Origin of the sequence: Amycolatopsis sp. 3B14, from assembly GCF_050958625.1 — a bacterium.
In the GTDB taxonomy this organism is placed as follows: Bacteria; Actinomycetota; Actinomycetes; order Mycobacteriales; family Pseudonocardiaceae; genus Amycolatopsis_E; species Amycolatopsis_E thermoflava.
In genome coordinates this window covers 19,279-42,493 of record NZ_JBHZEN010000046.1, presented here as the reverse complement: position 1 = coordinate 42,493, position 23,215 = coordinate 19,279, and the positions used below count along the sequence as shown (strand labels likewise).

General features: G+C 71.9%; 25 protein-coding genes. 10 read left to right on the top strand and 15 right to left on the bottom strand.

The annotated features are described in order from the left end of the window. Positions 1 to 62: 62 nt before the first annotated feature. The 3 genes from ACCP09_RS25300 to ACCP09_RS25290 are packed head-to-tail and all read right to left on the bottom strand — an operon-like array spanning position 63 to position 2,453. Positions 63 to 257: a hypothetical protein gene (locus ACCP09_RS25300; RefSeq protein ID WP_020421622.1), complete on the bottom strand. Its 195-nt coding sequence runs from the start codon at positions 255 to 257 to the stop codon at positions 63 to 65. A 9-nt stretch (positions 258 to 266) separates the two neighbouring features. After that, positions 267 to 1,394: a fatty acid desaturase family protein gene (locus ACCP09_RS25295; RefSeq protein ID WP_027933942.1), complete on the bottom strand. Its 1,128-nt coding sequence runs from the start codon at positions 1,392 to 1,394 to the stop codon at positions 267 to 269. 12 nt (positions 1,395 to 1,406) lie between these two features. After that, the gene (locus ACCP09_RS25290; protein WP_378335107.1) at positions 1,407 to 2,453 is read right to left on the bottom strand and encodes a ferredoxin reductase; all 1,047 of its coding nucleotides are present in this window, start codon (positions 2,451 to 2,453) and stop codon (positions 1,407 to 1,409) included. A gap of 91 nt (positions 2,454 to 2,544) precedes the next feature. On the opposite strand from ACCP09_RS25290, the gene ACCP09_RS25285 reads away from it, so the two are divergent. The 3 genes from ACCP09_RS25285 to ACCP09_RS25275 all read left to right on the top strand — a co-directional run bounded on the left by ACCP09_RS25285 (position 2,545) and on the right by ACCP09_RS25275 (position 4,115). Beyond that, complete coding sequence (locus ACCP09_RS25285; protein ID WP_051362896.1) at positions 2,545 to 3,219, top strand: TetR family transcriptional regulator; 675 nt, start codon at positions 2,545 to 2,547, stop codon at positions 3,217 to 3,219. A 61-nt stretch (positions 3,220 to 3,280) separates the two neighbouring features. Further along, positions 3,281 to 3,712, top strand: a complete 432-nt coding sequence (locus ACCP09_RS25280) for a hypothetical protein (RefSeq protein WP_433750832.1) — start codon at positions 3,281 to 3,283, stop codon at positions 3,710 to 3,712. Positions 3,713 to 3,761: 49 nt separating this feature from the next. Then, positions 3,762 to 4,115 carry a hypothetical protein gene (locus tag ACCP09_RS25275; protein ID WP_433750829.1) on the top strand — a complete coding sequence of 118 codons (354 nt, stop codon included), beginning with the start codon at positions 3,762 to 3,764 and terminating at the stop codon, positions 4,113 to 4,115. Positions 4,116 to 4,143: 28 nt separating this feature from the next. Here the strand turns inward: ACCP09_RS25275 and ACCP09_RS25270 are convergent, their stop codons facing one another. Further along, positions 4,144 to 4,992 (bottom strand): alpha/beta fold hydrolase, encoded by an 849-nt coding sequence (locus ACCP09_RS25270; RefSeq protein WP_433750839.1) that lies wholly within the window; start codon positions 4,990 to 4,992, stop codon positions 4,144 to 4,146. Between the two features lie 158 nt (positions 4,993 to 5,150). Here ACCP09_RS25270 and ACCP09_RS25265 point away from each other — a divergent pair, with 158 nt between their 5' ends. Continuing rightward, positions 5,151 to 5,534, top strand: coding sequence for a DUF6401 family natural product biosynthesis protein (locus tag ACCP09_RS25265; RefSeq protein ID WP_027933936.1), 384 nt, complete (start codon positions 5,151 to 5,153; stop codon positions 5,532 to 5,534). Positions 5,535 to 5,612: 78 nt separating this feature from the next. Here the strand turns inward: ACCP09_RS25265 and ACCP09_RS25260 are convergent, their stop codons facing one another. The 3 genes from ACCP09_RS25260 to ACCP09_RS25250 all read right to left on the bottom strand — a co-directional run bounded on the left by ACCP09_RS25260 (position 5,613) and on the right by ACCP09_RS25250 (position 8,994). After that, positions 5,613 to 6,452 carry a mechanosensitive ion channel family protein gene (locus tag ACCP09_RS25260; RefSeq protein WP_027933935.1) on the bottom strand — a complete coding sequence of 280 codons (840 nt, stop codon included), beginning with the start codon at positions 6,450 to 6,452 and terminating at the stop codon, positions 5,613 to 5,615. A gap of 216 nt (positions 6,453 to 6,668) precedes the next feature. Continuing rightward, complete coding sequence (locus ACCP09_RS25255; protein ID WP_433750826.1) at positions 6,669 to 7,604, bottom strand: ribonuclease Z; 936 nt, start codon at positions 7,602 to 7,604, stop codon at positions 6,669 to 6,671. Next, positions 7,591 to 8,994 (bottom strand): PucR family transcriptional regulator, encoded by a 1,404-nt coding sequence (locus ACCP09_RS25250; RefSeq protein ID WP_433750823.1) that lies wholly within the window; start codon positions 8,992 to 8,994, stop codon positions 7,591 to 7,593. Before ACCP09_RS25250 ends, ACCP09_RS25255 begins: the two co-directional genes overlap by 14 nt. A gap of 83 nt (positions 8,995 to 9,077) precedes the next feature. Here ACCP09_RS25250 and ACCP09_RS25245 point away from each other — a divergent pair, with 83 nt between their 5' ends. The 3 genes from ACCP09_RS25245 (at position 9,078) to ACCP09_RS25235 (ending at position 12,304) form a co-directional block, all read left to right on the top strand. After that, positions 9,078 to 10,484, top strand: coding sequence for an aldehyde dehydrogenase family protein (locus ACCP09_RS25245; protein ID WP_378364013.1), 1,407 nt, complete (start codon positions 9,078 to 9,080; stop codon positions 10,482 to 10,484). Between the two features lie 105 nt (positions 10,485 to 10,589). Next, positions 10,590 to 11,012, top strand: a complete 423-nt coding sequence (locus tag ACCP09_RS25240; RefSeq protein WP_027933931.1) for a YciI family protein — start codon at positions 10,590 to 10,592, stop codon at positions 11,010 to 11,012. 23 nt (positions 11,013 to 11,035) lie between these two features. Then, positions 11,036 to 12,304, top strand: coding sequence for an RNA polymerase sigma factor (locus ACCP09_RS25235; RefSeq protein ID WP_027933930.1), 1,269 nt, complete (start codon positions 11,036 to 11,038; stop codon positions 12,302 to 12,304). A gap of 799 nt (positions 12,305 to 13,103) precedes the next feature. Here the strand turns inward: ACCP09_RS25235 and ACCP09_RS25230 are convergent. Then, positions 13,104 to 13,694, bottom strand: a complete 591-nt coding sequence (locus ACCP09_RS25230) for a TetR/AcrR family transcriptional regulator (protein ID WP_433750818.1) — start codon at positions 13,692 to 13,694, stop codon at positions 13,104 to 13,106. 55 nt (positions 13,695 to 13,749) lie between these two features. Here ACCP09_RS25230 and mca point away from each other — a divergent pair, with 55 nt between their 5' ends. Continuing rightward, positions 13,750 to 14,574: a mycothiol conjugate amidase Mca gene (gene mca, locus ACCP09_RS25225; RefSeq protein ID WP_433750815.1), complete on the top strand. Its 825-nt coding sequence runs from the start codon at positions 13,750 to 13,752 to the stop codon at positions 14,572 to 14,574. Here the strand turns inward: mca and ACCP09_RS25220 are convergent. The 3 genes from ACCP09_RS25220 to ACCP09_RS25210 form a co-directional block, all read right to left on the bottom strand. Continuing rightward, positions 14,546 to 15,205: a rhomboid family intramembrane serine protease gene (locus ACCP09_RS25220; RefSeq protein WP_123684794.1), complete on the bottom strand. Its 660-nt coding sequence runs from the start codon at positions 15,203 to 15,205 to the stop codon at positions 14,546 to 14,548. The two genes, mca and ACCP09_RS25220, sit on opposite strands and share 29 nt — an antisense overlap. Before the next feature lie 4 nt (positions 15,206 to 15,209). Continuing rightward, the gene (locus ACCP09_RS25215; protein ID WP_433750811.1) at positions 15,210 to 16,223 is read right to left on the bottom strand and encodes a DUF3533 domain-containing protein; all 1,014 of its coding nucleotides are present in this window, start codon (positions 16,221 to 16,223) and stop codon (positions 15,210 to 15,212) included. A gap of 496 nt (positions 16,224 to 16,719) precedes the next feature. After that, positions 16,720 to 18,033 carry a PLP-dependent aminotransferase family protein gene (locus ACCP09_RS25210; RefSeq protein ID WP_433750808.1) on the bottom strand — a complete coding sequence of 438 codons (1,314 nt, stop codon included), beginning with the start codon at positions 18,031 to 18,033 and terminating at the stop codon, positions 16,720 to 16,722. A 72-nt stretch (positions 18,034 to 18,105) separates the two neighbouring features. Here ACCP09_RS25210 and ACCP09_RS25205 point away from each other — a divergent pair, with 72 nt between their 5' ends. Next, entirely contained in the window at positions 18,106 to 18,894 is a 789-nt protein-coding gene (locus ACCP09_RS25205) for an alpha/beta fold hydrolase (protein ID WP_433750805.1), read from the top strand. On the opposite strand, the gene ACCP09_RS25200 is transcribed toward ACCP09_RS25205, so the two are convergent. Next, positions 18,882 to 19,274 carry a winged helix-turn-helix transcriptional regulator gene (locus ACCP09_RS25200; RefSeq protein WP_027933923.1) on the bottom strand — a complete coding sequence of 131 codons (393 nt, stop codon included), beginning with the start codon at positions 19,272 to 19,274 and terminating at the stop codon, positions 18,882 to 18,884. The two genes, ACCP09_RS25205 and ACCP09_RS25200, sit on opposite strands and share 13 nt — an antisense overlap. A gap of 119 nt (positions 19,275 to 19,393) precedes the next feature. Here ACCP09_RS25200 and ACCP09_RS25195 point away from each other — a divergent pair, with 119 nt between their 5' ends. Next, positions 19,394 to 20,323 carry an alcohol dehydrogenase catalytic domain-containing protein gene (locus ACCP09_RS25195; protein WP_433750801.1) on the top strand — a complete coding sequence of 310 codons (930 nt, stop codon included), beginning with the start codon at positions 19,394 to 19,396 and terminating at the stop codon, positions 20,321 to 20,323. Here ACCP09_RS25195 and ACCP09_RS25190 read toward each other — a convergent pair. From ACCP09_RS25190 to ACCP09_RS25180, 3 genes are read right to left on the bottom strand one after another with little or no spacing between them, the layout of a single operon-like run. Then, the gene (locus ACCP09_RS25190; RefSeq protein WP_027933921.1) at positions 20,320 to 20,784 is read right to left on the bottom strand and encodes a MarR family winged helix-turn-helix transcriptional regulator; all 465 of its coding nucleotides are present in this window, start codon (positions 20,782 to 20,784) and stop codon (positions 20,320 to 20,322) included. The two genes, ACCP09_RS25195 and ACCP09_RS25190, sit on opposite strands and share 4 nt — an antisense overlap. A 59-nt stretch (positions 20,785 to 20,843) precedes the next feature. Then, on the bottom strand, positions 20,844 to 21,743 hold the full coding sequence (locus ACCP09_RS25185) for a LysR family transcriptional regulator (RefSeq protein ID WP_037324212.1): 900 nt from the start codon (positions 21,741 to 21,743) through the stop codon (positions 20,844 to 20,846). A 9-nt stretch (positions 21,744 to 21,752) separates the two neighbouring features. Beyond that, positions 21,753 to 23,147: an MDR family MFS transporter gene (locus ACCP09_RS25180; RefSeq protein WP_433750796.1), complete on the bottom strand. Its 1,395-nt coding sequence runs from the start codon at positions 23,145 to 23,147 to the stop codon at positions 21,753 to 21,755. Positions 23,148 to 23,215 lie beyond the last annotated feature (68 nt).

Here is a 23,215-nt window from a genome sequence, read left to right as displayed (position 1 = left end):
GTTGGGGTAGTCGCTTGCTTTGCGTTGCCGGGCGGCGGTTTGTTGTTGCCGCGAAGAACCCTCTAGTCCTGCTTGTCGGCGTTTGCGCGCCTTGCTGCTTCCCTCATCTCGAAGAGGTCCGTCAGCCAGTCGCCCGTTTCCCGGGCGATGTCCCGCACCGCGCCGGTGATGATCGTCGCTATGTTGCCGATGTGGGTGGCTGCCGACTCGGTGAGCACCTGGACCGTGTCCTTGCCGCTTTCGATCGGATCGACCATCACACGTCCTTACGCCGCCGCGGAAATCCTGTCGGACGCCAGCGTATCGGGCGTCCGGTCCTCCTGCCGAGGCCGCGGCGGCAGCGCGAACTTCACGATCTTCTTCGCCACCGACCACAACTGCTTGTGCAGCGGCCCGGTGTTGTAGGGCAGCCCGTACTTCTCGCACACCGCCCGCACCTCGGCGGCGATCTGCGGGTACCGCCGCGCCGGGATGTCCGGGAACAGGTGGTGCTCGATCTGATGTGAAAGGTTGCCGCTGAGGATGTGGAACAGCGGGCCGCCCGTGATGTTCGCCGAGCCGAGGATCTGGCGCAGGTACCACTGGCCCCGCGTCTCGTTCTCGGTCTCCTCCTCGGTGAAGCTCTCGACGTCGGACGGGAAGTGGCCGCAGAAGATGATCGCGAACGCCCACAGGTTGCGGGTCAGGTTCGCCGACGCGTTGCCCAGGAACGTCAGCGGCGCGAGCGGGCCGGTGAGCAGCGGGAACAACACGTAGTCCTTGCCGACCTGCTTCACCGCCTTGCGCGCCATCCGCTCGCGCATCTGCTTCAGCTCGGGGTCCGACCACTTCCGCTCACCACGCACGATCCGGTCGAACTCCAGGTCGTGCAACATCACGCCCCACTGGAAGATGAACGCCAGCACCGTCGCGTACACCGGGTTGCCCAGGTAGTAAGGGTGCCACTTCTGCGCCGGGTCGATGCGCAGGATGCCGTACCCGATGTCGCGGTCCTTGTCGAGCACGTTGGTGAACGTGTGATGGATGTAGTTGTGCGAGTGCCGCCAGTTCTCCGCGGGCGCCATCGTGTCCCACTCGAACTTCTGCGAGCTCAGCTCGGGGATGCGCGTCCAGTCGTACTGGCCGTGCATCACATTGTGGCCGATCTCCATGTTGTCCAGGATCTTCGCCAGCGACAGCGCGCCGACCCCGGCAAGCCAGGCGGGCGGGAAGAACCCGGCGAACATCAGCGCCCGCCCGGCGACCTCCAGCCCGCGCTGCGTCTTGATCACGTTCCTGATGTAGTCGACGTCGTCCTGGCCGAGGTCGGCGACGATCCGCTGCCGGATCGCGTCCATCTCGCGGCCGAACTCCTCGATCTGCTCCGGCGTCAGCCGGTCCTGCAAGCCGGTCATGGGAAAGCTCCTCTACGCGTCGATCTCCACGTCCCCGGCGGGGACGGAGATGCAGAGCTGGATCTCTTCGTTCTCCTCGCCGGACACCTCGCCCGACTTCGCGTTCCGCACCCGGCCGCGGGCCTTGACCTTCGTGCAGGAGAAGCAGATGCCCATCCGGCACCCGTGCTCCGGGCGGAGCCCGGCCTCCTCGGCCTGTTCCAGCAGCGGGCGGCCCGAGTTGGGGAACTCGACACCGCTGTGCGCGAACCGCACGGTCCCCTCGGCCGCCGACTCGTCGATCACCAGCTCCGGCGGCGCGAACTCTTCGGTGATCAGCTGTTCACTCAATTGTTCGCTGTCGTACACAGCCCGCACCGAGTCCATCAGCGGCGCGGGCCCGCACAGGTAGGTCAGCCCGCCGGCGTACCAGGGCGCGGCCTCGACCAGGTGTTCCCGCGAGAAGAACCCGCGCAGCTCGCCGCCCGCCGCGTGCGTGCACGCGAGCACGACCCGCACGTTCGGGGCCTGCCGCGCCAGCTCGCGGGCGTAGAGCACGTCGTCCGGGGTGTTCGCGTAGTGCAGGAACACCACCTCGCCGCGATGCCCCTCGTCGGCGAGCGTGCGCAGCATCGACATCAGCGGGGTGATCCCGCTGCCGCCGCTGATCAGCAGCAGCTTCTCCGGTCGCGGCTCGGGCAGGGTGAACGTGCCGTCCGCCTGGGACAGGCCCAGCACCCAGCCCGGCCGGGCCCGGTTGAGGTGCTGCGACACCAGTCCCTGCGCCTTGATCGTCAGCTCCAGCCGCCCGTCCCGGTACTGGGAACCGGCCGGCGAGTAGCACCGGGTGCGGCGCACGCCGTCGATGTCCACCGAGACCCGCACGTACTGGCCGGCCTGGAACCCGCGCCACGCCGAGTTCGGCTTCAGCGTCAGCGTGACCGTGCCGGGGGTCTGGTGCTCGACCGCGGTGACCTCGCCGCGGATCTCGCGGCGGACCAGCATCGGGTCGATGAGCTCCAGGTAGCGGTCGATGCCGTGCGGGGTGAGCAGCGCCTCGGCGATCGCGGCGAGCCGCATGATTCCTCCCCGGGATCAATTTCGGAGAACACTTGTACACTCAATGGTGGCGTACCCGGCGGGGGCGCTGTCAACCGAAGGAGGTGCGGGCGTGACGCAGGTCGCACCCGGAACCGGACGTAAGATCGACGACGTGTCGGCCGAGTCCGTGAAGCCCGTGAGCCGGCAGGAACGCAAACAGCGCACCCGCCAGGCCCTGCTGGACGCCGCGCTCGCCCAGCTCGCCGACCGCCCGTTCGCGGTGCTCAGCCTGCGCGAGGTGACCAAGCAGGCGGACATCGTGCCCACCGCCTTCTACCGGCACTTCACATCCATGGACGAGCTCGGCCTGGTGCTGCTCGGCGAATCGATGGCGGTCCTGCGCCGCATGCTCGACGCCGCGCGGGACACCGGCACCGACTTCGACCAGGTCGCCCGCACCGTCGTGCGGACCCTGCACGAGTACACCCGCGCGCACGAGGCCCACTTCCGCTTCCTGACCAGGGAACGGCACGGCGGATCCGGCGCGGTGCCGCAGGCCGCGCGCACGGAACTGCGCATGTTCGCCGGCGACCTGGCCGTCGACCTCGCCCGGTTCGACTGCCTGCGCCGCTGGCGCACCGACGACCTGCGAATGCTCGCCGACATGATCGTCACGATGCTGCTGTCCACCGCGGTGGAACTCATCGAAACCGTGCCGCGCAGCGCGGAATCCGACGAGCGCATTCTCGCCACCGCGGAGAACCGGCTGAAATTGATCGCCCGCGGCGCCGAGCATTGGGAGTGACCCTCATTCGAGGGACACCGGCGGTTTGCGCGCGCCGACCGGGCTTGTCACCGTCGGATTCATGCGAAAGATCGCCGTACTGACCGCCGCCGCGTTCCTGCTGGCCACGGCGCCCGCCGCCGCCGAGCCGGCATTTCTCACGTCGTACTACGGAAACGGCTGGGGCCTGCAGATCGAAGGCGCCGTGACCAAGGACGGCGACCAGGCCTATTCGATCGAGCTGAGCGTTTCCGGCACCTGCCCGGCGGCGCAGATGCTGAGCACGCCGAAAATGGGGGTGCGGTACCGGTCGCCGCGCGAGGACTGGCACACGGTGATGTTCCCGTGCGGCACGAATCCGGAGCCGGTCAAGGGATCCGGCTACCTCTTCCCCGGCGACAGCGTGTCGATCCAGGCGATCGGCGAGACCGGTTTCCCGCCGTCTCCCGGCTACGGGTTCGAGGTCCAGGTGCAGCCGGCCGAACCTGAGACGGCTCCCACCCCGAGCTTGTGATCATCGAACACCTGTTCTAGCGTCGTGCACGGAGGGTAGGGAGTGCACGATGAACCGGCAGGACGAGGAAGACCGCCTGGAGCGGAAACGGATCGCCGAGCTGGCGGACCAGTGGCGCTCGCTCGCGGGCGCGCTGCCGTTCTGGACCCAGGAGGGCGACGGCGACGAAATCGTGCTGCGCAACCAGTTCGGCGACGAGCTGCTGGTGACCCTGCACGGGCGCTGGGCTCAGCACTTCGCCCAATACTTGGGCTCGCTGCAGAAGACGGCGGGCTGCGCGCTGGCCGAGCTGCTCTGGACCATCGGCGGCCACGGCGACTCGGTGCAGATCCGCCGTCAGGCCCGGGAACTCCTGCGCGCGATGCTGCTCGAAGAACCCCGGCCACCCGGCCGTCAGCGGTGACGGTGCGTGACCGTCCACTCGCGACAGATCAGCTCCCGGGCAGGAAGCGCAACGCCCGCTCGGCGACCTCCTCGACCGGCGCCGCGTCCGGCCACAGTTCCACCTCACCGCGCTGGAGCAGGGCGCGGGCCCGGGCGTACGCCCGTCGCGGATCGTGCACCACGCTGCGGCCGGCGATGATCGCCAGCACCGGCATCGCGAGAGCACGCAGCTGCTCGTCGGTGAACGGGACCGGCCGCGGCAGCGCGGTCCGGAAGTGCTGGAACCCGGCGCTGAGCAGCCGCCCTTCGACGGTGTCCGCCGGGTCCGCGCCGGTGGCCCAGCGGAGGAACCGCGGACGGGCCCAGCTCGAGACGTAACGCAGGCCGACCGGGAGGGCCCGCAGCACCAGCCCGGGCGGCACCGGCGCGAACGTGGCGACCGGGTCGGCCAGCGTCAGCGAAGCGACCCGCTCCGGCCGCCGGACCGCGAGGTTCGCGGCCAGCCACCCGCCGGTCGAGACGCCGAGCAGGTGCGCCCGTTCGAGGCCGAGCCGGGCCAGTGTTTCGTCGAGCCAGCGCGCCTGGTCCGCACCGTCACGGACGGGCGCGGTCTGTTCGCTGCGGCCCGGTTCGCCGAGCGGGTCGACGGTGTGGACGCGGTGGCGCCGGGCCAGCGCCGGAATGCCCGCCCGGAACGCGACGCTGGTGCCGCAGCGCCCGGGCAGCAGGACGAGCGGCTCGCCGCCGGTGCCGAAGCGGTAGACGCGGACCGCGCCGAAGGCGGTCGGGAGGTCGCGCACCGCGGCCGGTTCGGGCATCGCGCGCAGCGCTTCGTCGTAAACGGCCTCGTAGCGTGCCCGCTCACCCGCCGACCGAAACCCGCCGAGCCCGCTCATTCGCACCTCGCCATCGTGAAATTCGGCACCGTCGTGGCAGCCGCCGGTGATCCCGCGCTGACACCCCGTTGCCACTCCGAGGAAAACGGCCATGTCGATCGTCGCCTCCCCCGGCCACGAGGTCGAATCCGGGAGTTACCGTGGAAGGCATGTTCGGTATGGCCGCGGTCTGGGCGGAACGCACGTCCCGTCGGACGCTGAATCATCTGCACAGCCAGCTGGGCGCCGCGGGACTCGTCGCCGCCGTGGCCACCGCGCCCGGCCTGACGGCGGTGGTCGACCAGCACGCGGCCGCGGTGCGCGACATCCTCGCCGCGGGCGTGGAGGGTTCCGCGGCCGTCGCGGGGGTCGTGCTGCTCGCCGGCTACGCGCGCGGCCTGCTCGACCACGCCCGGGAGGCCGGCTGGCGGCTGACCGTGCCGCAGGGCCCGGAATCGGGGCCGATGGACTGGCTGACCTTCCGCCTGCTGGCGGTCTGCACACTGGCGAACTCGATGGACGACCCCCACTACCGCCAGGGCTTCGAACTCGAACTGCACTAGGCGCAAGAGAACGGCCGGTCCGTCGCCGGACCGGCCGCCTCTCCCTGTGCTCCCCGTCTTGAGGGGTGCTCCCCGTCGTTACCGGAAGCTCTCCGGCGGCCGCATGGTCGCGCCGCGGTCCGACCCCAGGGAACCGGTCGGCTGGCGCATCTCCTGCGTGGCCTCCTCCGCGCTCGGCGTGGTCGCGCGGGTCGCGTCCTCACGGCCCCGCTGGTAGGCCTCGGCGTGCGCCTTGGCCGCCGGGATCTGCTCCTCGGCGCGGCCCAGCCAGCGCTCCCAGCGCTGCTGCATCGGCTTCACCAGGCCACCGCCCATGCCGACGATGACGACACCGCCGATCGTCGCGAGCACGGTGACCAGCACCGGCGTGGTGACGGTGGTGGCGACGCCGATCTGGTTGAGGGCCGCGATGATGCCCAGCGCCCAGATGAACACCGCCGCGATCGTGCCCAGCGTCTTGCCGTAGGACAGGCCACTGAGGGCACCGCCGACCAGGTCCTTCACCGCGCGGGCGATCGCGCCTGCGACGACCACGATGATGATCGCCACCGCGGCCTTCGGCAGCCACGCGACGATCCCCGCGAGCAGCCCGCTCACCGGGTTCGGCCCCCACACGCCGAAGGCGAACTGCAGGGCGATCAGCAGAACCGCGTAGTACACCAGCTTGGCGATGATGTCCGAGGCGTCGTACTTGCTCTTGGCGAGCATCTGTTTGATCCCGCCGCGCTCGACCACCCGGTCGAACCCGACCTTCTCGAGCACCTTGTCGACGATCTTGCTCAGCGCCTTGGCGATGAACCAGCCGATCGCGAGGATCACCAGGAACGCGACGAACTTCGGCACGAAGGTCGCCACCGCGCTCCAGGCGTTGGACACACCCTGGCCGAAGTCGACGGCCGCCAGGTTGGACGTTGCCACTGGCCTCTCTCCCTTCCGTTGCAGGAGCAACCTGCGCCCCGTTTCTGAAGCGCTTTCGTTGAAGTGGCTACCCAGCCCTGGCAGGGCCACACTTCAATGACCTGCAGCTATCCCCCACCCGTGTGACACAGCCCCGATCGCGACGGGGGTCCCGAAGTGGCTCCCACCGGCGGTTTCGCGGCTGTTTCGCGGCCGCGCCGACCGGGTGGAAAAAGGTCAGCCTGCCGCCGCCCGCTCGGGGCGCCGGGCCGGCACCGCGACGCGGCTGATGTCGGAGGCCACCACGATCTCGCCACCGAACGACGCGGCCGCCTCGGCGCGGAACGCCTCCGGGTCCGGGTACCGCTGCGAGAAGTGCGACAGCACCAGCTTCCGCACCCCGCACTCGGCCGCCACCCGCCCGGCCTGCGCGGCCGTCAGGTGCCCGTACTCGGTGGCCAGCGCGGCGTCCGCGGACAGGAACGTCGACTCGATCACCAGCAGGTCCGCGTCCTCGGCCAGCTCGAAGACGCCGTCGCAGAGCCGGGTGTCCATCACGAACGCGAACCGCTGGCCCCGGCGCGGCTCGCTCGCCGCCGACAGCTCGATCCGCCGCCCGCCGACCTCGACGAACCCGTCCCGCTGCAGCTGCCCGACCGCCGGGCCGCGCACGCCGAGGGCCGTCAGCCGGTCCGGCAGCATCCGCCGGGTGTCCGGCTCGACCAGCTGGTAGCCGAACGACTCGACGGGGTGCGACAGCCGCCGCGCGACCAGACGGCCGAACGCGCCGCGCGCGATCTCACCCGGCTCGGCCACCGGCGACTCCACCAGCTCCGCCGTCTCGTGGAAGACGCTCGCGTGCCGCAGCCGCGCGAAGTACTCCGCGCCGGAGGCCGGGTAGTGCGCGACCACCGGGTGCCGCACCCCGTCCAGCGACAACCGCTGCACCACGCCCGGCACCCCGAGGCAGTGGTCGCCGTGGAAGTGGCTCAGGCAGATCCGGGTGATCGAACTGGCCGCCACCCCGGCGAACAGCATCTGCCGCTGCGTGCCCTCGCCGGGGTCGAACAGCAGGCCCTCGCCGTCCCAGCGCAGCAGGTAGCCGTTGTGGTTGCGGGTGCGCGTCGGCACCTGGCTCCCGGTCCCCAGCACCACCAGTTCACGCACGGACACCCCCCGACCCTAGGCCGCGCAGCCGCAACGCCGTCCACAGCTCCGCCCGCACGTCCGGGTCGTCGAGATCGCGCCCGGTCAGCTCGGCGACCTTCGCGATGCGGTTGCGCAGGGTGTGCCGGTGGACGCCGAGCCGCGCCGCCGCCGGGTCCCACTGCCCGTGCCGCCGCAGCCACTCCGCGAGCGAGGCCACCAGATCGCCGCGCCCGGTCTCGTCGTGGCGCACCAACGGTTCCAGCACCGCGGCGGCAAACGCTTGCGCCTCCTCCGCGGGCAGCAGCGAGACCAGGTCACCGCGGAACCGCACCAGCTCCGTCTGCGAGGCAACGCGCATCGCCCGCTGGTGCGCCTGCGCCAGCTCGCCGTAGCCGGCCGCCGGCGCCACCCCGCCGGCCAGCTCCGGGGACCAGCCGGACGGCCCGATCGCCACGACGATCCCGTCCAGCTCGGCGGCGAACGCCGGGCTGCCGTCGAGCGCGTCGAGCACCCGGTCGGGCCGGCCGGTCAGCGCGAACACCTCGACCGGCTCCGGCGGCAGGCCGGCGATCCCCGCGACCAGCTCGTGCTGCCCGGCCAGCAACAAACGCATACATGCCGTATGTACCTTGCGGCGCTCCGACTCCAGCCCACGCGCCCGCGTCAACGTGAGGGTGAGCAGTGACGCGGCGGCGCTCAGCACGTGCCCGCTGGTCCGGTCGAACGGCTCCGGCCGCCCGGCGACGAGGAACCCCTGGTCGCGCAGCACCTGGACGACGACGTGTTGCCCGTCCACCTCGAAACTGGCGCTCGCCGGCCCGCCGCGCAGCCGCGCCAGCTCGCCCGCCACGGACGGCAGCCGTTCCCCGGCCGCCGCCGGGGCGGCCCGCACCAGCTCGCCGCCGCGACCGACCAGCAACACGAACCCGTCGAGCAGCCGCGCCAACCGCCGCACCGCCGCGTCCGGCCCCCGCAACGCGGCCCGCGTCAACTCCTGCTGCGCCGTATTGGTGGCCGTGACCTCGGCGTACGAGTCCGCCGCAAGCGCTGCCGACACCGCCTTGCTGATCGCGATGAACGGCGTCCGCCGGGGCACTTCGAGCAGCGGCAGCCCGGCGTCGGCGGCGGCGCGCACCAGCGCGGCGGGGGCCTCGGCGTGGCTGAGCCCGATGCCGAAACCGAGCCCGGCCAGCCCGCGCGCCGTCAGCCTGGTCACGTACCCGGGCTCGCCGGACAGCCGCAGTCCCGTGGTGAGCAGCAGCTCACCGCCTTCGAGGAACGGCGTCGGGTCGTCCAGCTCGCTGACGTGCACCCACCCCACCGGGCGGTCCAAACCGGACTCCCCGGCCAGCACGCGCAGACCGAGCGTCGGGTCGGCGAGCAGTCGCCGCAGGGTCACCGGCACGAGCACCACTCTGCCACTTCGTCCAGTTCTCGGACCACCGACTGGCCAGTCCGGCCATTTCCGTCCGCGCCGGGCGGGCCGATGCTGGATCGATGACCTTCCCGTACTGGGTCGCCGGGCGCCCGGCGACGAGCGACGACCTCGTCGAAATCCGCAACCCCCGCGACGGCGCGCTCGCCGGAACCACCAGCAACGCGACCGCGGCGGACGTCGAAGCCGCCGTCGCGGCCGCGCACGACGTCCGGCACGAGGTCGCGCAGCTGCCCGCGTACGTGCGCGCGGACGCACTGGACCACGTCTCCCGGCGCCTGGCCGAGCGCGCCGACGAAATCGCGGACCTGATCCACGCCGAGTCGGGCAAGCCGTTGAAGTGGGCGCGGGCCGAGGTCGGGCGCGGGGTGTCGACCTTCCGCTGGGCCGCCGAGGAGGCCCGCCGGTTCTCCGGCGAGCTGCAGCGGCTCGACACCGACGCCGCCTCCGCCGGGCGGCTGGCCCTGGTCCGGCGCGCGCCACGCGGGCCGGTCCTGGGGATCACGCCGTTCAACTTCCCGCTCAACCTCGTCGCCCACAAGGTGGCCCCGGCGATCGCCGCGGGCTGCCCGATCGTGCTCAAGCCCGCGCCCGCGACCCCGCTGACCGCACTGGTGCTCGGCGAACTGCTCGCCGAGACCGGCCTGCCCGCCGGCTCCTGGTCGGTCCTGCCGATGCCGAACGAGGCGGCGAGCGAACTGGTCGCGGACCCGCGGCTGCCGGTCGTGTCGTTCACCGGGTCCGGACCGGTCGGCTGGGCGATCCAGGACCGGGTGCCGCGCAAGCACGTGACCCTGGAGCTGGGCGGCAACGCGGCGGCGATCGTCTGCCCGGACTGGACGGACCTGGAGTTCGCGGCGCAGCGCATCGCGACGTTCGGCACCTACCAGGGCGGCCAGTCATGCATCTCGGTGCAGCGGGTCTACGCGCACCGGGACGTGTACGCCGAGCTGGCCGACCGGGTCGTCGCCCACGTGCGCAAGCTGGACGTGGACGGCGAGGTCGGCCCACTGATCAACGAGGCGGCCGCGGTGCGGGTGCAGTCGTGGGTCGACGACGCGGTCGCGGCGGGCGCCGAGCTGCTCGCCGGCGGGACGCGGCAGGGCGCGACCGTCGCGCCGACCGTGCTCGCCGGTGCGCCGGAGGACTGCGCGGTCAACGCCGAGGAGATCTTCGGCCCGGTGCTGTCGCTCGCGCCGGTCGACTCGGTCGAGGAGGCCTTCGAGCGGGTCAACGCGTCGCGGTTCGGTCTGCAGGCCGGGGTCTTCACGCACGACCTGCGGGTCGCGTTCGAGGCTTCGGCGCGGCTGGAGGTCGGCGGCGTGGTGGTCGGCGACGTGCCGAGCTACCGGGCCGACCAGATGCCCTACGGCGGGGTGAAGGAGTCCGGCACCGGCCGGGAGGGGGTCCGCGCGACGATGGAAGACCTCACTGAGCAGCGGGTTCTCGTGCTGACCGGGGTGCGCTGAAGATTTCCGAAAGAAAATTGTCCGCCGTTGTCGATTCGCCCGGGGCTCGATCGATGTCATCGTGACGGTCCCATTGGGGACCACCTCGACAGCAGGGAGACGACGATGAAGTTCATGGTCCTGGTCAAGGGCGACGAGAACACCGAGGCCGGCGCGATGCCCACCGAGCAGGAGCTGGCCGAGATGGGCAAGTTCAACGAGGAGCTGGTCAAGGCCGGTGTGATGCTCGCCGGCGAGGGCCTGCACCCCACCTCGAAGGGTGCGCGCGTGCGGTACTCCAGCGAGGGCACGACCGTGATCGACGGCCCGTTCGCCGAGTCGAAGGAGCTGATCGCGGGGTTCTGGATCCTCGACGTGAAGTCGAAGGAGGAGGCCGTCGAGTGGCTGAAGCGGGCGCCGTTCCGGGACACCGAGATCGAGATCCGGCAGGTGTTCGAGGCCGAGGACTTCGGTGACGCGTACACGCCGGAGCTGCGCGAGGCCGAGGAGCGGATGCGCAAGCAGGTGGCCGAGCAGCACGGTCAGTAAGACCTTGCCCTCGCCGCGGTGAGGTGGTGTGCTCGGTGACCGTGACGGTCACCGAGGCACACCGCACCATCGACGCCGTGTGGCGCATCGAGTCCGCGAAGCTGATCGCCGCGCTGACGCGCATGGTGCGCGACGTCGGGCTGGCCGAGGAGCTGGCGCAGGACGCGCTGGTGGCGGCGCTGGAGCAGTGGCCGTCGTCCGGTGTGCCGTCGAACCCGGGCGCGTGGCTGATGACGATCGCCAAGCGCCGCGCGATCGACCACTTCCGGCACCTGAAGATGGCGGAGCGCAAGCACGAGGAGATCGGGCTCGACCTGGAGACGTCGCAGCAGGCGATCGAGGTCGAGCCGGACGAGGTGCCGGACGACCTGTTGCGGTTGATCTTCACGGCGTGCCATCCGGTGCTGAAGACGGAGGCGCGGGTGGCGCTGACGTTGCGCTTGCTGGGTGGGCTGACGACGGACGAGATCGCGCGTGCGTTCCTGGTGCCGGAGTCGACGGTGGCGCAGCGGATCGTGCGGGCGAAGCGGACGCTGGCGCAGAAGAAGGTGCCGTTCGAGGTGCCTGCCGGGCCGGAGCTGGCGGAGCGGCTGGGGTCCGTGCTGGAGGTCGTGTACCTGATCTTCAACGAGGGATACTCCGCCACGGCCGGCGACGACTGGATGCGCCCGCAGTTGTGCGCCGACGCGATGCGGCTGGGGCGGATCCTGGCCGGGCTGGCGCCGCGGGAGCCCGAGGTGTTCGGGCTGGTGGCGTTGATGGAGTTGCAGGCGTCGCGGTCCAGGGCGCGGGTGACGCCGGACGGTGAGCCGATCCTGTTGCTGGACCAGAACCGGGCGAAGTGGGACCGGTTGCTGATCGGGCACGGTCTGGCGGCGCTGGAGCGGGCGGAGAGCCTGTCGCCGGTGCGCGGACCGTACGTGCTGCAGGCGGCGATCGCGGCGTGCCACGCGCGGGCGGGTGCGCCGGAGGACACCGATTGGGAGCGGATCGCCGCGCTGTACGGGGAGCTGGCGGAGGTGACGCCGTCGCCGGTGGTGGAGCTGAACCGCGCGGTGGCGGTGTCGATGGCTTCGGGTCCCGAGGCGGCGCTGCCGTTGGTGGACGAGCTGACAGCCTCGCCGGCGCTCGCGAGGTACCACCTGTTGCCCACGGTGCGGGGCGACCTGCTCGCGAAGGTGGGGCGCCTGGCGGAGGCACGGGCGGAGTTCGAACGGGCGGCTTCGCTGACGCGGAACGCCCGGGAGCGGGATGTGCTGCTGGCCCGGGCGAAAGCGGCTGCTGGGGAGTGAGTGGGGTTTTTCCGCTTCGCGGGCTTCGGGCTTCGGTGGTTCGTCTGGAGTGGGGCTCTTGCGCTTCGCGGGCTTCGGACGTCCGTGGTTCGTCTGGAGTAGCGCTCTTGCGCTTCGCGGGCTTAGGGCGTCCGTGGTTCGGCTGGAGTGAACCTATTCGTCGCGGTGCGACTGGCCCTCTCGCGCTGCGATGAATGGACCGTTCACCGACCGCCGCTGGTGCCGTCCAGGTGTGCGTGGTTGAACGGACCATTCATCGGCTCGCCGCTGGTCCAATGGTGCAGCGGTGAAGCGATGAATGGGCCGTTCATCGAGGCACCACCGGCCCACCCGCACGCGAAGGCATGAACGGCCCGTTCATCTCCGCACGACTGGCCCACCCGCGAACCGATGAACGAACCATTCATCGAAGCACGACATGTCCACCCACGGGCGAAGGCATGGACGGGCCATTCATCCACCCACGACAGACCCGATCGCCGCGGTGTGAACGGACAATTCATCGAGGCACCGCGGCCCCATCGCCGCCGCGTGAACGGGCCGTTCATCGGCGCACCACATGCCCACCCACTCGCGAAGGCACGAACGGGCCGTTCATCCACCCACCACAGACCCAATCGCCGCCGCGTGAACGGACCATTCATCGAAGCACCACATGCCCACCCGCACACGAGGGCATGGACGGGCCATTCATCCACCCACCACAAACCCCATCACCGCCACATGAATGGACCGTTCATCAAAATCCGCTCGATCCGCTCCACCCCCGAGAGCCAGCACAGCCGAACCGGGCCGCAAGCTAGAGCGCGCCCAGCCCGGCCTCCAGCAGATCGAACATCCGCGCCCCTGCCCGCCCCACCGCCTCCGCGACCACCGCCGCCTGCTCGCCGGTCGCGGTGCGCCGCAGCACCTCGTCGAACAGCAGGCGGTGCACGCCGGCGATCTGGGCCGCCGCGGCGCGCGCGGTGTCGGCGTCGAACTCCTCCAGCAGCGCGGTGGCCAGCGCCTTCTCCCGCTCCTCGTGCAACTCACGCAACCGCGCGAGCAGCGTCGGGCTCTCGACGACCATCCGCGCGAACTCCGGCCCCGAGAAACCGAGCAGGGCATCCCGGCGCTCGAGCCCCCCGAACCACGCCTCCCGGAAGGCCGGCACCAACGGCCGGTCCCGCACCGCCGCCAGGCTCGCCACGAACGACTCGTGCACGTCGAAGACCAGGTCCTCCTTGCGCGGGAAGTGGTTGGTGACCGTCATCTTCGCCACGTCCGCCGCCTCCGCGACCTGCGCGATCGTCACCTCCTCGAACCCCCGCGAGATGAACAACCGCGTCGCCGCGTCGGAGATCGCCTGCCGTGTCCGCTGCTTCCTCAACCCGCGCTCCACGGAACCCACCTTACGCTAGGTTTGACCTAACATTAGGTCGAACCTAGCGAAATGGAGGCCCGAGATGCGGCTCATGACCGTCCACGCCCACCCTGACGACGAATCCAGCAAGGGCGCCGCGACGATGGCGCGCTACGCCAAAGCGGGCGCGGACGTCCTGGTCGTCACCTGCACGGGCGGCGAGCGCGGCGACGTCCTCAACCCCCGCCTCGACATCCCCGAGGTTCGCGCAAACCTGCCCGAGATCCGCCGCCGGGAGATGGCCCGCGCGAGCGAGATCCTCGGTGTGCGCCAACGGTTCCTCGGCTTCCGCGACTCCGGCCTCACCGACGACCCACCCGCCGACAGCTTCGCCCGGCAGCCTCTCGGCGCCGCGGTGGACCGGCTCGTCGAGGTGATCCGCGAGTTCCGCCCGGACGTGCTCGTCACCTACGACGAGACCGGCGGCTACCCGCACCCCGACCACATCCGCACCCACCAGGTCGCGGTCGCCGCGTTCGACGCCGTCGCCGGCACGCCGTGGCAGATCGCCAAGCTCTACTACCTCGCCACCTTCACCAAGGAGTGGTTCCAGGCCATGCACGACGCGCTCACCGCCCGCGGCCTCGACTCCGGCATGGCCGAGGTCCTCGCCGAACTGCCGGACACCCGAACCCCGGTCACCACACGGATCCACTGCGCCGACCACTTCGACGTCCGCGACCGCGCCCTGCTCGCCCACGAAACCCAGGTCGACCCCGACCACCCGTTCCTGCGCCACCCGCGCGACGTCGAACGCGAGGTGTGGCCGACCGAGGACTACGTCCTGGCCCGCTCGCTGATCCCGGCCGACCTGCCGGAGGACGACCTGTTCGCCGGCATCACGGCTGCTGCGGCGGATCCAGCATGACCGTCGGATCCGCCGGCGCCGGCTCGACCTGCTTACGCCGCCGCTCCCGGAACACCCAGCCGCCGACGACGCCCGACCCGAATCCGAACAGGTGCCCCTGCCAACTGATGCCCTCCTCGGCCGGCAGCAGCGCCGTGAACTGGTAGGCGAAGCACAGCGCCATCACGAGCCCGATCACGATGTCGATCGGGCGCCGGTCGAACAAGCCGCGCACGATGATGTAGCCGAAGTAGCCCAGCACCACGCCGCTCGCGCCGGCGGTCACCCCGTTCGGCGGCGACACCAGCCAAACACCGAGCCCGCTGCCGACCACGATCAGCGCCGTCACGCCGAGGAACTTCCGCACCCCGCGGTAGGCGGCGAGGAACCCGAAGATGAACAGCGGCCCGGAGTTGCTTTCGATGTGCGCCCAGCTGAAGTGCAGGAACGGCGCGGTCAGCGCTTCGGGCAGCGAACTCAGCTCGCGGGCGCGGATGCCGAAGTCGAAGCTCAGCGCGTAGCCGGTGGCCCAGTTGACGATCTGCACGATCCAGATGACGGCGAGGAAGCCGACCATCACCCACAGCGCCTTGCGCGCCTCGGCGATCATGGCCTGGGCTTCGGCGCCACTGGGCAACGCGCGTTCCTTCATCCGGTCAGGGTAATGGAGTCGTCGGCGTTTCCCGGCGAATCCGGAGCGCGGACGCGAGCAGGGTGACCACGAGACCGGCGGCGCCCCACACCATCAGCACGGTGATCGGGCCGCCGGTCGCGTTCCCGGCGAAGTAGACCTCGTCGCGGATCGCCTCGGTGCCTGCGCCGTTGGGCAGCCAGTCGCCGATCGCGCGCCAGAACGGCGGCAGCAGTTCGGTCTGGTAGGCGCCGCCCGCGCTCGGGTTGCCGAGCACCACGAAGATCAGCACGGTGATGCCGACGCCGATCACGCCGAACAGCACCTGGAAAGCCATGGTGACGGTCGCCGCCGCGAAGGTGATGGCCGCGCCGATCCACCACAGGGCCAGGAAGTGCCCGGTCAGCGCGCCGAGGACCTGGTCGATGACCAGCGCGCCGCCGAGTCCGGACACGATCGCGTAGGGCACCATCGCGGCGAGCCGGATCACCGTCCGGCGCAGTGTCGCGGGACGGGCGCCCTTCGCGATGCCGAGCGCCGCGGCGGCGAGGTAGCCGCCGACGAGCCAGCCGACGACCGCGTAGAAGGCGGTCAGCCCGCGGGCGTCGCCGGCCTGCGGTGGGACGAGGTCCTGCACGACCGGGGCGCGGTTCTGGGCGGCGCCGACTTCGGTGAAGACCTGCTCGACGGCGGTGGCGAGGGCGGGGCCCGCGGCGGTCGCGACCAGGAGGGTGCCGCTGTCGGCGAGGTAGGCCGCCGCCACGTCGCGGTCGAGGACCCGCCGGCGCGCGTCGTCCGCGTCCGGGCTCGGTGACGCCTCGATGGGTGTGCCGTCGAGGGCGTTGATGCGGTCGACCGTCTGTTGTGGACCGACGACGGCGACGTCGACCCGGTGCGGCGACGGGCTGTGGAAGGCGCCGACGTAGGACAGGATGAAGCCGAGCTGCAGGAGCAGCACCCCGAGCACCAGGAGGACGGTCCGCGGGGCGATCGCGTCCCGCAGATCGTGCGCAAGGCTCCGCGGTTCTTCGCTGGTCATGGCCCGAACCTAGGCGCGGCAGGGCCCAGCCGCGCGGCGAGGATTCACTCGACCCCGCTGTCATCCGGGCCAGCGGCGGGATGGCGGCGGATCGCTCGGCCCAAGCCCGCGCGCTGGCCACCGCTGCCGCCGAGCCAGCGCGCGCTGCCGGACAGCGCGCGTGGCGAAAGCCGCGGGCGGCACCGGACGGTGACACCTGGCGGCACCGCCACGGCACATGACTCGATCCGCTGCCCTCAGAGCAGCGCGGCCCGACGCGTGACGGCCTGACCGCGCCGCGCGGCGGAACCCTGCGGCCGGCACCGCCGCGACGAATCGCTCGATCCGCTGTCCTGTGGACAGCGCGGCCCGCCGCGCGGCGAAAGCTGCGGGCGGCACCGGCACGGCAGGGCACTCGATCCCGCCACCCTTCGGACAGCCGCCCGCCGCGCGACGGCATGATCGCGCCCGCGCGGCGAAAGGTGCGGCCAGCGTCAAACGGCACCGCCGCGGTGAATCACTCGATTCCGCTGTCCTCGGGGCTCGAGCGGGCCAGCGCGGCCAGCGTGTCCAGCGCCCCGGCCAGTACGTCGATCCCCGGGGAGGCCAGTGCCAGCCGCACGGCGGTGGGGGCTCTGCCGGGGCTCACGGCGAACGCCGCGGCCGGGGTGACGGCTATCCCGCGCCGTGCGGCGGCCGCCACGAACGTCTCCGCCCGCCACGGCTCCGGCAGCTGCCACCAGCAGTGGTAGGCCCGCGGGTCCGACCGCACCTCGAAACCCGCCAGGCGCTCGGCAACCAGCTCCTGCCGCGCCACCGCGTCGGCGCGCTTGGCGGCCTCGATCTTCGCCAGCGTGCCGTCCGCCATCAGGCGCGTCGCGGCCGCCATCGGGAACCGCGCCGCCGCCCAGCCGCCCGAACGCACCGCGGCGGCCACCCGGTCGCGCAGGGCGGGCGGCACCACCACGAACCCCAGCGTCAGCCCGGGCGCGAGCCGCTTCGAGAGGCTGTCCAGCACGACCGTCCGCTCGGGCGCGATCTCCGCCAGCGGCGCCAGGTCCGGGCGCAGGAAACCGTTGATGCCGTCGTCGATCACCGGCAGGTCCCGCTCCCGCAACGCCTCCGCCAGCTCCGCCCGCCGCGCCGCCGGCATGGCCAGCCCCAGCGGATTGTGCAGCGCCGGCTGCAGGTAGACCGCGCGCAACCGCGGCGGCAGGTCCGGCACCACACCGTGCTCGTCCAGCTCCAGCGGCACCAGCGTGACCCCGAGCCGCGCCGCGATGCCCTTCACCACCGGGTACGTCAGCGCCTCGACCCCCAGCCGCTCCCCGGCCGGGACCAGCGCGGCCACCGCGGCGGCGATCGCCTGGCGGCCGTTGCCGGTGAACAACACGTCCGGCGCGGACGGCGCCCACCCGCCCCGCGCCAGCACGCGCGCGGCCGCCGCCCTGGCTTCGGCCGTGCCCGCCACCACGGACGGCCCCAGCCCCTGCACCAGCAGGTCCGGCCGCAGCAACGGCCCGAGGCTCGCGGCGATCCACTCGGCTTGCTCCGGAAGCACTGGGAAGTTCAGCTCCAAGTCGACCGTCGCGGCGGCCGGTTCGGCCAGCGCGGACCCCGGCTCCGGCGCGGCCCGGATGAACGTGCCCCGCCCGGTCTCGCCCACCGCGATGCCACGCCGGACCAGCTCGCCGTACACCCTGGCCGCGGTGGAGACCGCGATGCCGCGCTGCCGCGCGAACCGGCGCTGCGGGGGCAACCGGTCGCCCGGCCGGAGCCGCCCGGCGGCGACATCTGCGGCGACGTCGTCCGCGATCGTCCGGTAGTCCACCCACACCTCCACATTGCACCGAGAGCAATATTTGTATTGCACCGAAGATAGCAGCCGATCTACCGTCGGAGCATGACGATCGAGATCGGCTACGACGACAAGGGCTCCGGCCCGGCCCTCGTCCTGGTCCACGGCCACCCGTTCGACCGCTCGATGTGGCGGCCCCAGCTGGACCACTTCAGCGCGCACGGCTGGCGAGTCATCGCGCCCGACCTGCGCGGTTACGGCGAGACCACCGTGGTGCCCGGCAAGACGCCCCTGGCGACCTTCGCCCGCGACCTGGCCGGCCTGCTCGACCGGCTCGACGTCGGCGAATTCGTCCTGGGCGGGTTGTCCATGGGCGGGCAGATCGTGATGGAGTGCCACCGGCTCTTCCCGGAGCGGATCCGCGCGCTGGTCCTCGCCGACACCTCACCGCGCGCGGAGACCGCGGACGGCAAGCGGAATCGCACCGAGATGGCCGAACGATTGCTCCGAGAAGGGCTCCGGCCGTATGCCGACGAGGTGCTCACGAAGATGGTCGCGCCCGCCAACGTCGCCGCGATGCCGGACGTCGCGGAACACGTGCACCGCATGATGCGCTCGACCGCGCCGGAGGGCGCCGCGGCGGCCTTGCGGGGCCGGGCCGAACGCCCAGACTACGTGCCGACGCTGACCGCGGTGCGTGTGCCGGCTCTGGTGGTCGTCGGCGACCAGGACGAGTACACCCCGGTGGCCGAGGCGGAGTTCCTGCACTCCCTCATCCCCGGCGCGGCGCTGGCGGTCATCGAAGGCGCCGCGCACATGCCGAACCTGGAACGGCCCGCGGAGTTCAATTCCGCACTGACGAACTTCCTCGCGAAGGTTCCTCAAGCGTCGTAGGCGGCGCGCGCCTGCTCGATCTCCTCGATGTGGCTCTCCGCCCAGTCCTTGAGCTGCCGCACGACGGCGTGCAGGCTGTGGCCGAGTTCGGTGAGCTCGTAGTCGACGCGGACCGGTACCGCCGTCGTGACGGTCCGGGCGACGAGACCGTCACGCTCCAGCGAACGCAGCGTCTGGGTCAGCATCTTCTGACTCGCGCCGGCGATGATGCGGCTCAGGTCGCTGTAGCGCTTCGGCCCGTCGCCGAGCGCGGCCAGCACGAGCGTGACCCACTTGTCGCTGATCCGGTCGAGCACCTTGCGCGCGGGACAGGCCGCCAGGAACGCGTCGTAGGCCTGGCGGTCGCGCTGCCTGCGTTGCGCGGCGGTCAGGGTGGCCATCGCACCTCCGGGTGTCCTACGCACTTGAAAGTGCGTGCCTCGCTGCGGGATGGGCGTCGCGGCGCCTCCGGTTCTCAACGACTGCAGACGCCATCGATTCATTCCGGAGGAGACGAAGAATGCGTGCGGTAGTCGTGCAGGAGTTCGGCGGCCCCGAGGCCCTGGAGGTCGTGGACGTGCCGGTCCCGGTGCCCGGTCCGGGACAGGTGCGGATCCGGGTGTCGGCCGCCGCGGTCAACCCGGTGGACCTCGCCACGACGGCCGGGGTGTTCGCCGAGATGGGCGTGGTCGCCGGGACCGGCTCGACGGCGATCGGCTGGGACGTCGCGGGAGTCGTCGAAGAGGCCGGCGCCGGGGTGGCGTTCGTGCCCGGAGACGCGGTGATCGGGCTGCGGACCAGGCTGGCCGACCCGCTCGGCACGTGGGCGGAGCAGATCGTCCTCGACGCGGCGGCCGTCGCACCGGCTCCGGACGGAGTCGATCCGGTCGCGGCGTCGACCCTGCCGCTGAATTCGCTCACCGCGCTGCAGGCCCTGGACGCCCTGGCGCTGAAGACCGGGCAGACGCTCCTGGTCACCGGTGCGGCCGGGGCGGTTGGCGGGTTCGCGGTCGAACTGGCCGCGCTGCGCGGGCTCCGGGTGGTGGCGGCGGCGGGCGCGAGCGACGAGGAGGTCGTGCGCGGGTTCGGGGCCGAGTTCTTCGTGCCGCGCACGGAGGACCTCGCCGAAGGAGTGCGCAAGCGTGTGCCGGGCGGGGTCGACGGCGCGATCGACGCGGCCGTGCTCGGATACCCGGCTCTGGACGCGATCGCCGACGGTGGCGCGTTCGCGGCGGTGATCGGCAACGGTCCGGACAACTACCGGGGCGTCCGAATCCACGCGGTGCGCATCAAGGCCGACCGCGTGGCCCTGACCGGGCTGTCCCGGCTGGCCGCGTCCGGCCACCTCACGCTGCGCGTGGCAGGCACGCATCCCCTGGCCGAAGCGGCGAAAGCGGCGGCGCGGCTGCGCGACGGCGGACTGCGCGGCCGTCTGGTCCTGCTGCCCTAATCGCCGCGACCGAGGTGGTGCTGGAACAGTTTCCGGCTGATCCGGCCCAGTTCGGCGAATTCCTCGTCGGTCAGCGGATCCACCACGCATTCGTGCACGGCCCTGCGGTATCCGGGCGCGACGCGATGGAGGAATTCGGCGCCCTCCGCGGTCAGCACCGCGTACAGGCCGCGGCGGTCGGTCGGGTGTTGTTCGCGCCGGACCCAGCCGAGGCCGGCCAGCCGCGTGATCCGGTAGTTCAGCCTGCTGCCCGGCGAGAACAGCACCGCGGCCAGCTCGCCCATCCGCATCCGGCGGTCCGGCGCGGCGTCCAGCCTGGTGAGAATTTCGTATTCCGCATGGGAAATCCCCGCGTTTTCGTGCAGGTGGCGCTCGAGCGCGCGTTGCACGAGGGTCTGTGCGCCGAGGTAGTGCACCCAGGCCCGGAGCTGGTCATCGGACAGCCACCGGCTCTCCTGCATGGACCCTCCCAGTCGATCGGCAGGGCTGGAATATAGCCGATGCCGGGCCGGGAAACGGGTCAATTCAGGCAGCGCCGCACGTGACCCGGCACCAGAATCGCCTTGCGTCGGAGGATTTCGATGAACGCCGACACGACGGGATCGCCACCCGGGCGCGTGTAAGCCGCCAATCGGCGTCGCACCGGCGGGTCCGGCCGCAGCAGGTGCGCGGCGAACCGCGGCGGCAGGACGTTCGCAGGCACCAGCGCCGGGCCGAGACCGGCGGCGGCCAGCGACGGCGCGGCGGCCGTCTGCTCGGTCCGCACGGCGGCGCGGGGCTGGAACCCGGCCGCCCCGCACACCTGGTCCAGCAGGTCGGCGAGACCGTTGCCGGGTGCGTAGTGGACCCACTCCCGCTCGGCGAGGTCGGCGAGCCGGACCGTGGTCGCCGTGGCCACCGGATCGTCCGGCGGCACCACCACGACGAACTCCTCCTCGCCGAGCGGGTGCACCGGACCGTCCCAATCGGACGGTGCCGGTCCGACGGCGAGATCGGCCTGCCCCTGGGCCATCGCGGCGGCCAGCTCGTCGGCGTGCCGGTGCTCGAACAGCCGCACGTGCACGTCCGGATGGGCGCGCCGCCACGCCTTGAGCACCGGCGGCAGCACACCGAGGCTCACCGAGTACAGGGTCGCCACCATGATCTCGCCGCACTGCAGCCCGGCCGCCTGCCGCGCGGCGGACACCGCCTTCTGCGCGGCCGCCAGCGTCGCCCGCGCGTGCGGCAGCATGGCCCGGCCCATCGGCGTCAGCCGCACCGACCGCGGCAGCCGCTCCAGCAGCGGCCCGCCGGTCGTCCGCTCCAGCGCCCGCACCTGGTGCGACAGCGCGGGTTGCGTCACGTGCAGCAGCTCGGCCGCGCGCGTGAACGAGCCCGCGTCGACGATCGTCACCAGGTACTCCAGCTGCCGCAGGGTCATGAGCACAGCTTATGCCGGAACCGGAACCGCTCGGGTCCGCTCATGCCGCTGCACCAGCCACAGCCACCAGGCGGCGGCCACCGCGATCGCCGAAGCGCCGGTCAGCCACCAGAACGCGACCTGGAAGGCGTGCTCGGCGCCGGTGGGCAGCAGCCGGGACAACACGATCGCGCACATCGCGCCGCCGACCGCGCCGCCCACCCGCATCAGGATGTTCAGCACCGTGGTCGCGTCCGGCAGCTGTTCACGCCGCACCGACGCGAACGCCGCCGTCCCGGCCGGGGACGCCGACAACGCCAGCGCCATCCCGCGCAGGAACAGCAGCGCCTGCAGCAGCACCGGGTCCGCGTCCGCGCCGAGGAACGCGAACGGCGCGGTGGTGAGCACAGTGCACACGCTGCCGACGAGCGAGACGATCCCGCCGCCGTGCCGGTCGGTCAGCCACCCCGCCAGCGGCAGCACCACCATCGTGCCGAGACCGAGCGACAGCAGGGACAGCCCGGTGGTCACCACGTCCGCGCCGCGCAGGATCTGGAAGTACAGCGGGAACAACAGCATCGCGCCGAACATCGCGGCGCCGATGAACAGGCTCGACACCGTGCCCGCCGCGAACACCCGGTTGCCGAACAGCCGCAGGTCCAGCAGCGGCCGCTCCCGCCGCCACGACCGCAGCGCGAACACCACCAGCCCGGCCGCGCCGAGCGCCAGAGACACCAGCACCGACGGGCCGATCCCGCCGCCGCCCTCGCCGACCGAGGTGAGCGCGTACACGAACAGCGGCAACCCGAGCCCCACCAGCGCGAACCCGGTCCAGTCCAGCCGCCCGGCGCCACCGGGCTCGCCGCGCGGCACGTACTTCCACCCGAGCGCGATCCCGATCGCCCCGATCGGCAGGTTGATCAGGAACAGCCACTCCCAGGACAGCGAGTCGAGCAGCACTCCGCCCACGGTCGGGCCGATCGCCGGCGCGCTGCTCACCGCGATGCCGAGGATGCTCATCACCCGCCCCAGCCGCTCCGGGCCGACCGCCTGGCCGAGGATCGTCTGCCCGGCCGGGGTCAGCAGCCCGGCGGCCAGCCCCTGCACGACGCGCAGCACGACCAGCCACCCGATGTCGCCGGCCAGCGCGCACAACCCGGACGCGACGGTGAACGCGGCGAAGGCGCCCAGCCACAGCCGCCCGACGCCGATCCGGCGGCCGAGCCACCCGCACAGCGGCAGCGACACCGCGAGGGCGATCAGGTAGGCGGTCGACACCCACTGCACCTCGTCGAGCGAGGCGCCCAGGTCCGTGCCGATCCGGTCGAGTCCGACGTTGACCAGTGACGAGTCCAGCATGCCGACGAAGGCGCCGAACACGATCACCAGCGAGACCCGCCACACGGGCCAGGGAATCCGTTGCATGATCCCGAAGCTAGAACCTCAAGTAATGTCGAGGTCAATGCCCGCTGAGCAGCACCGTAGGATGGGCG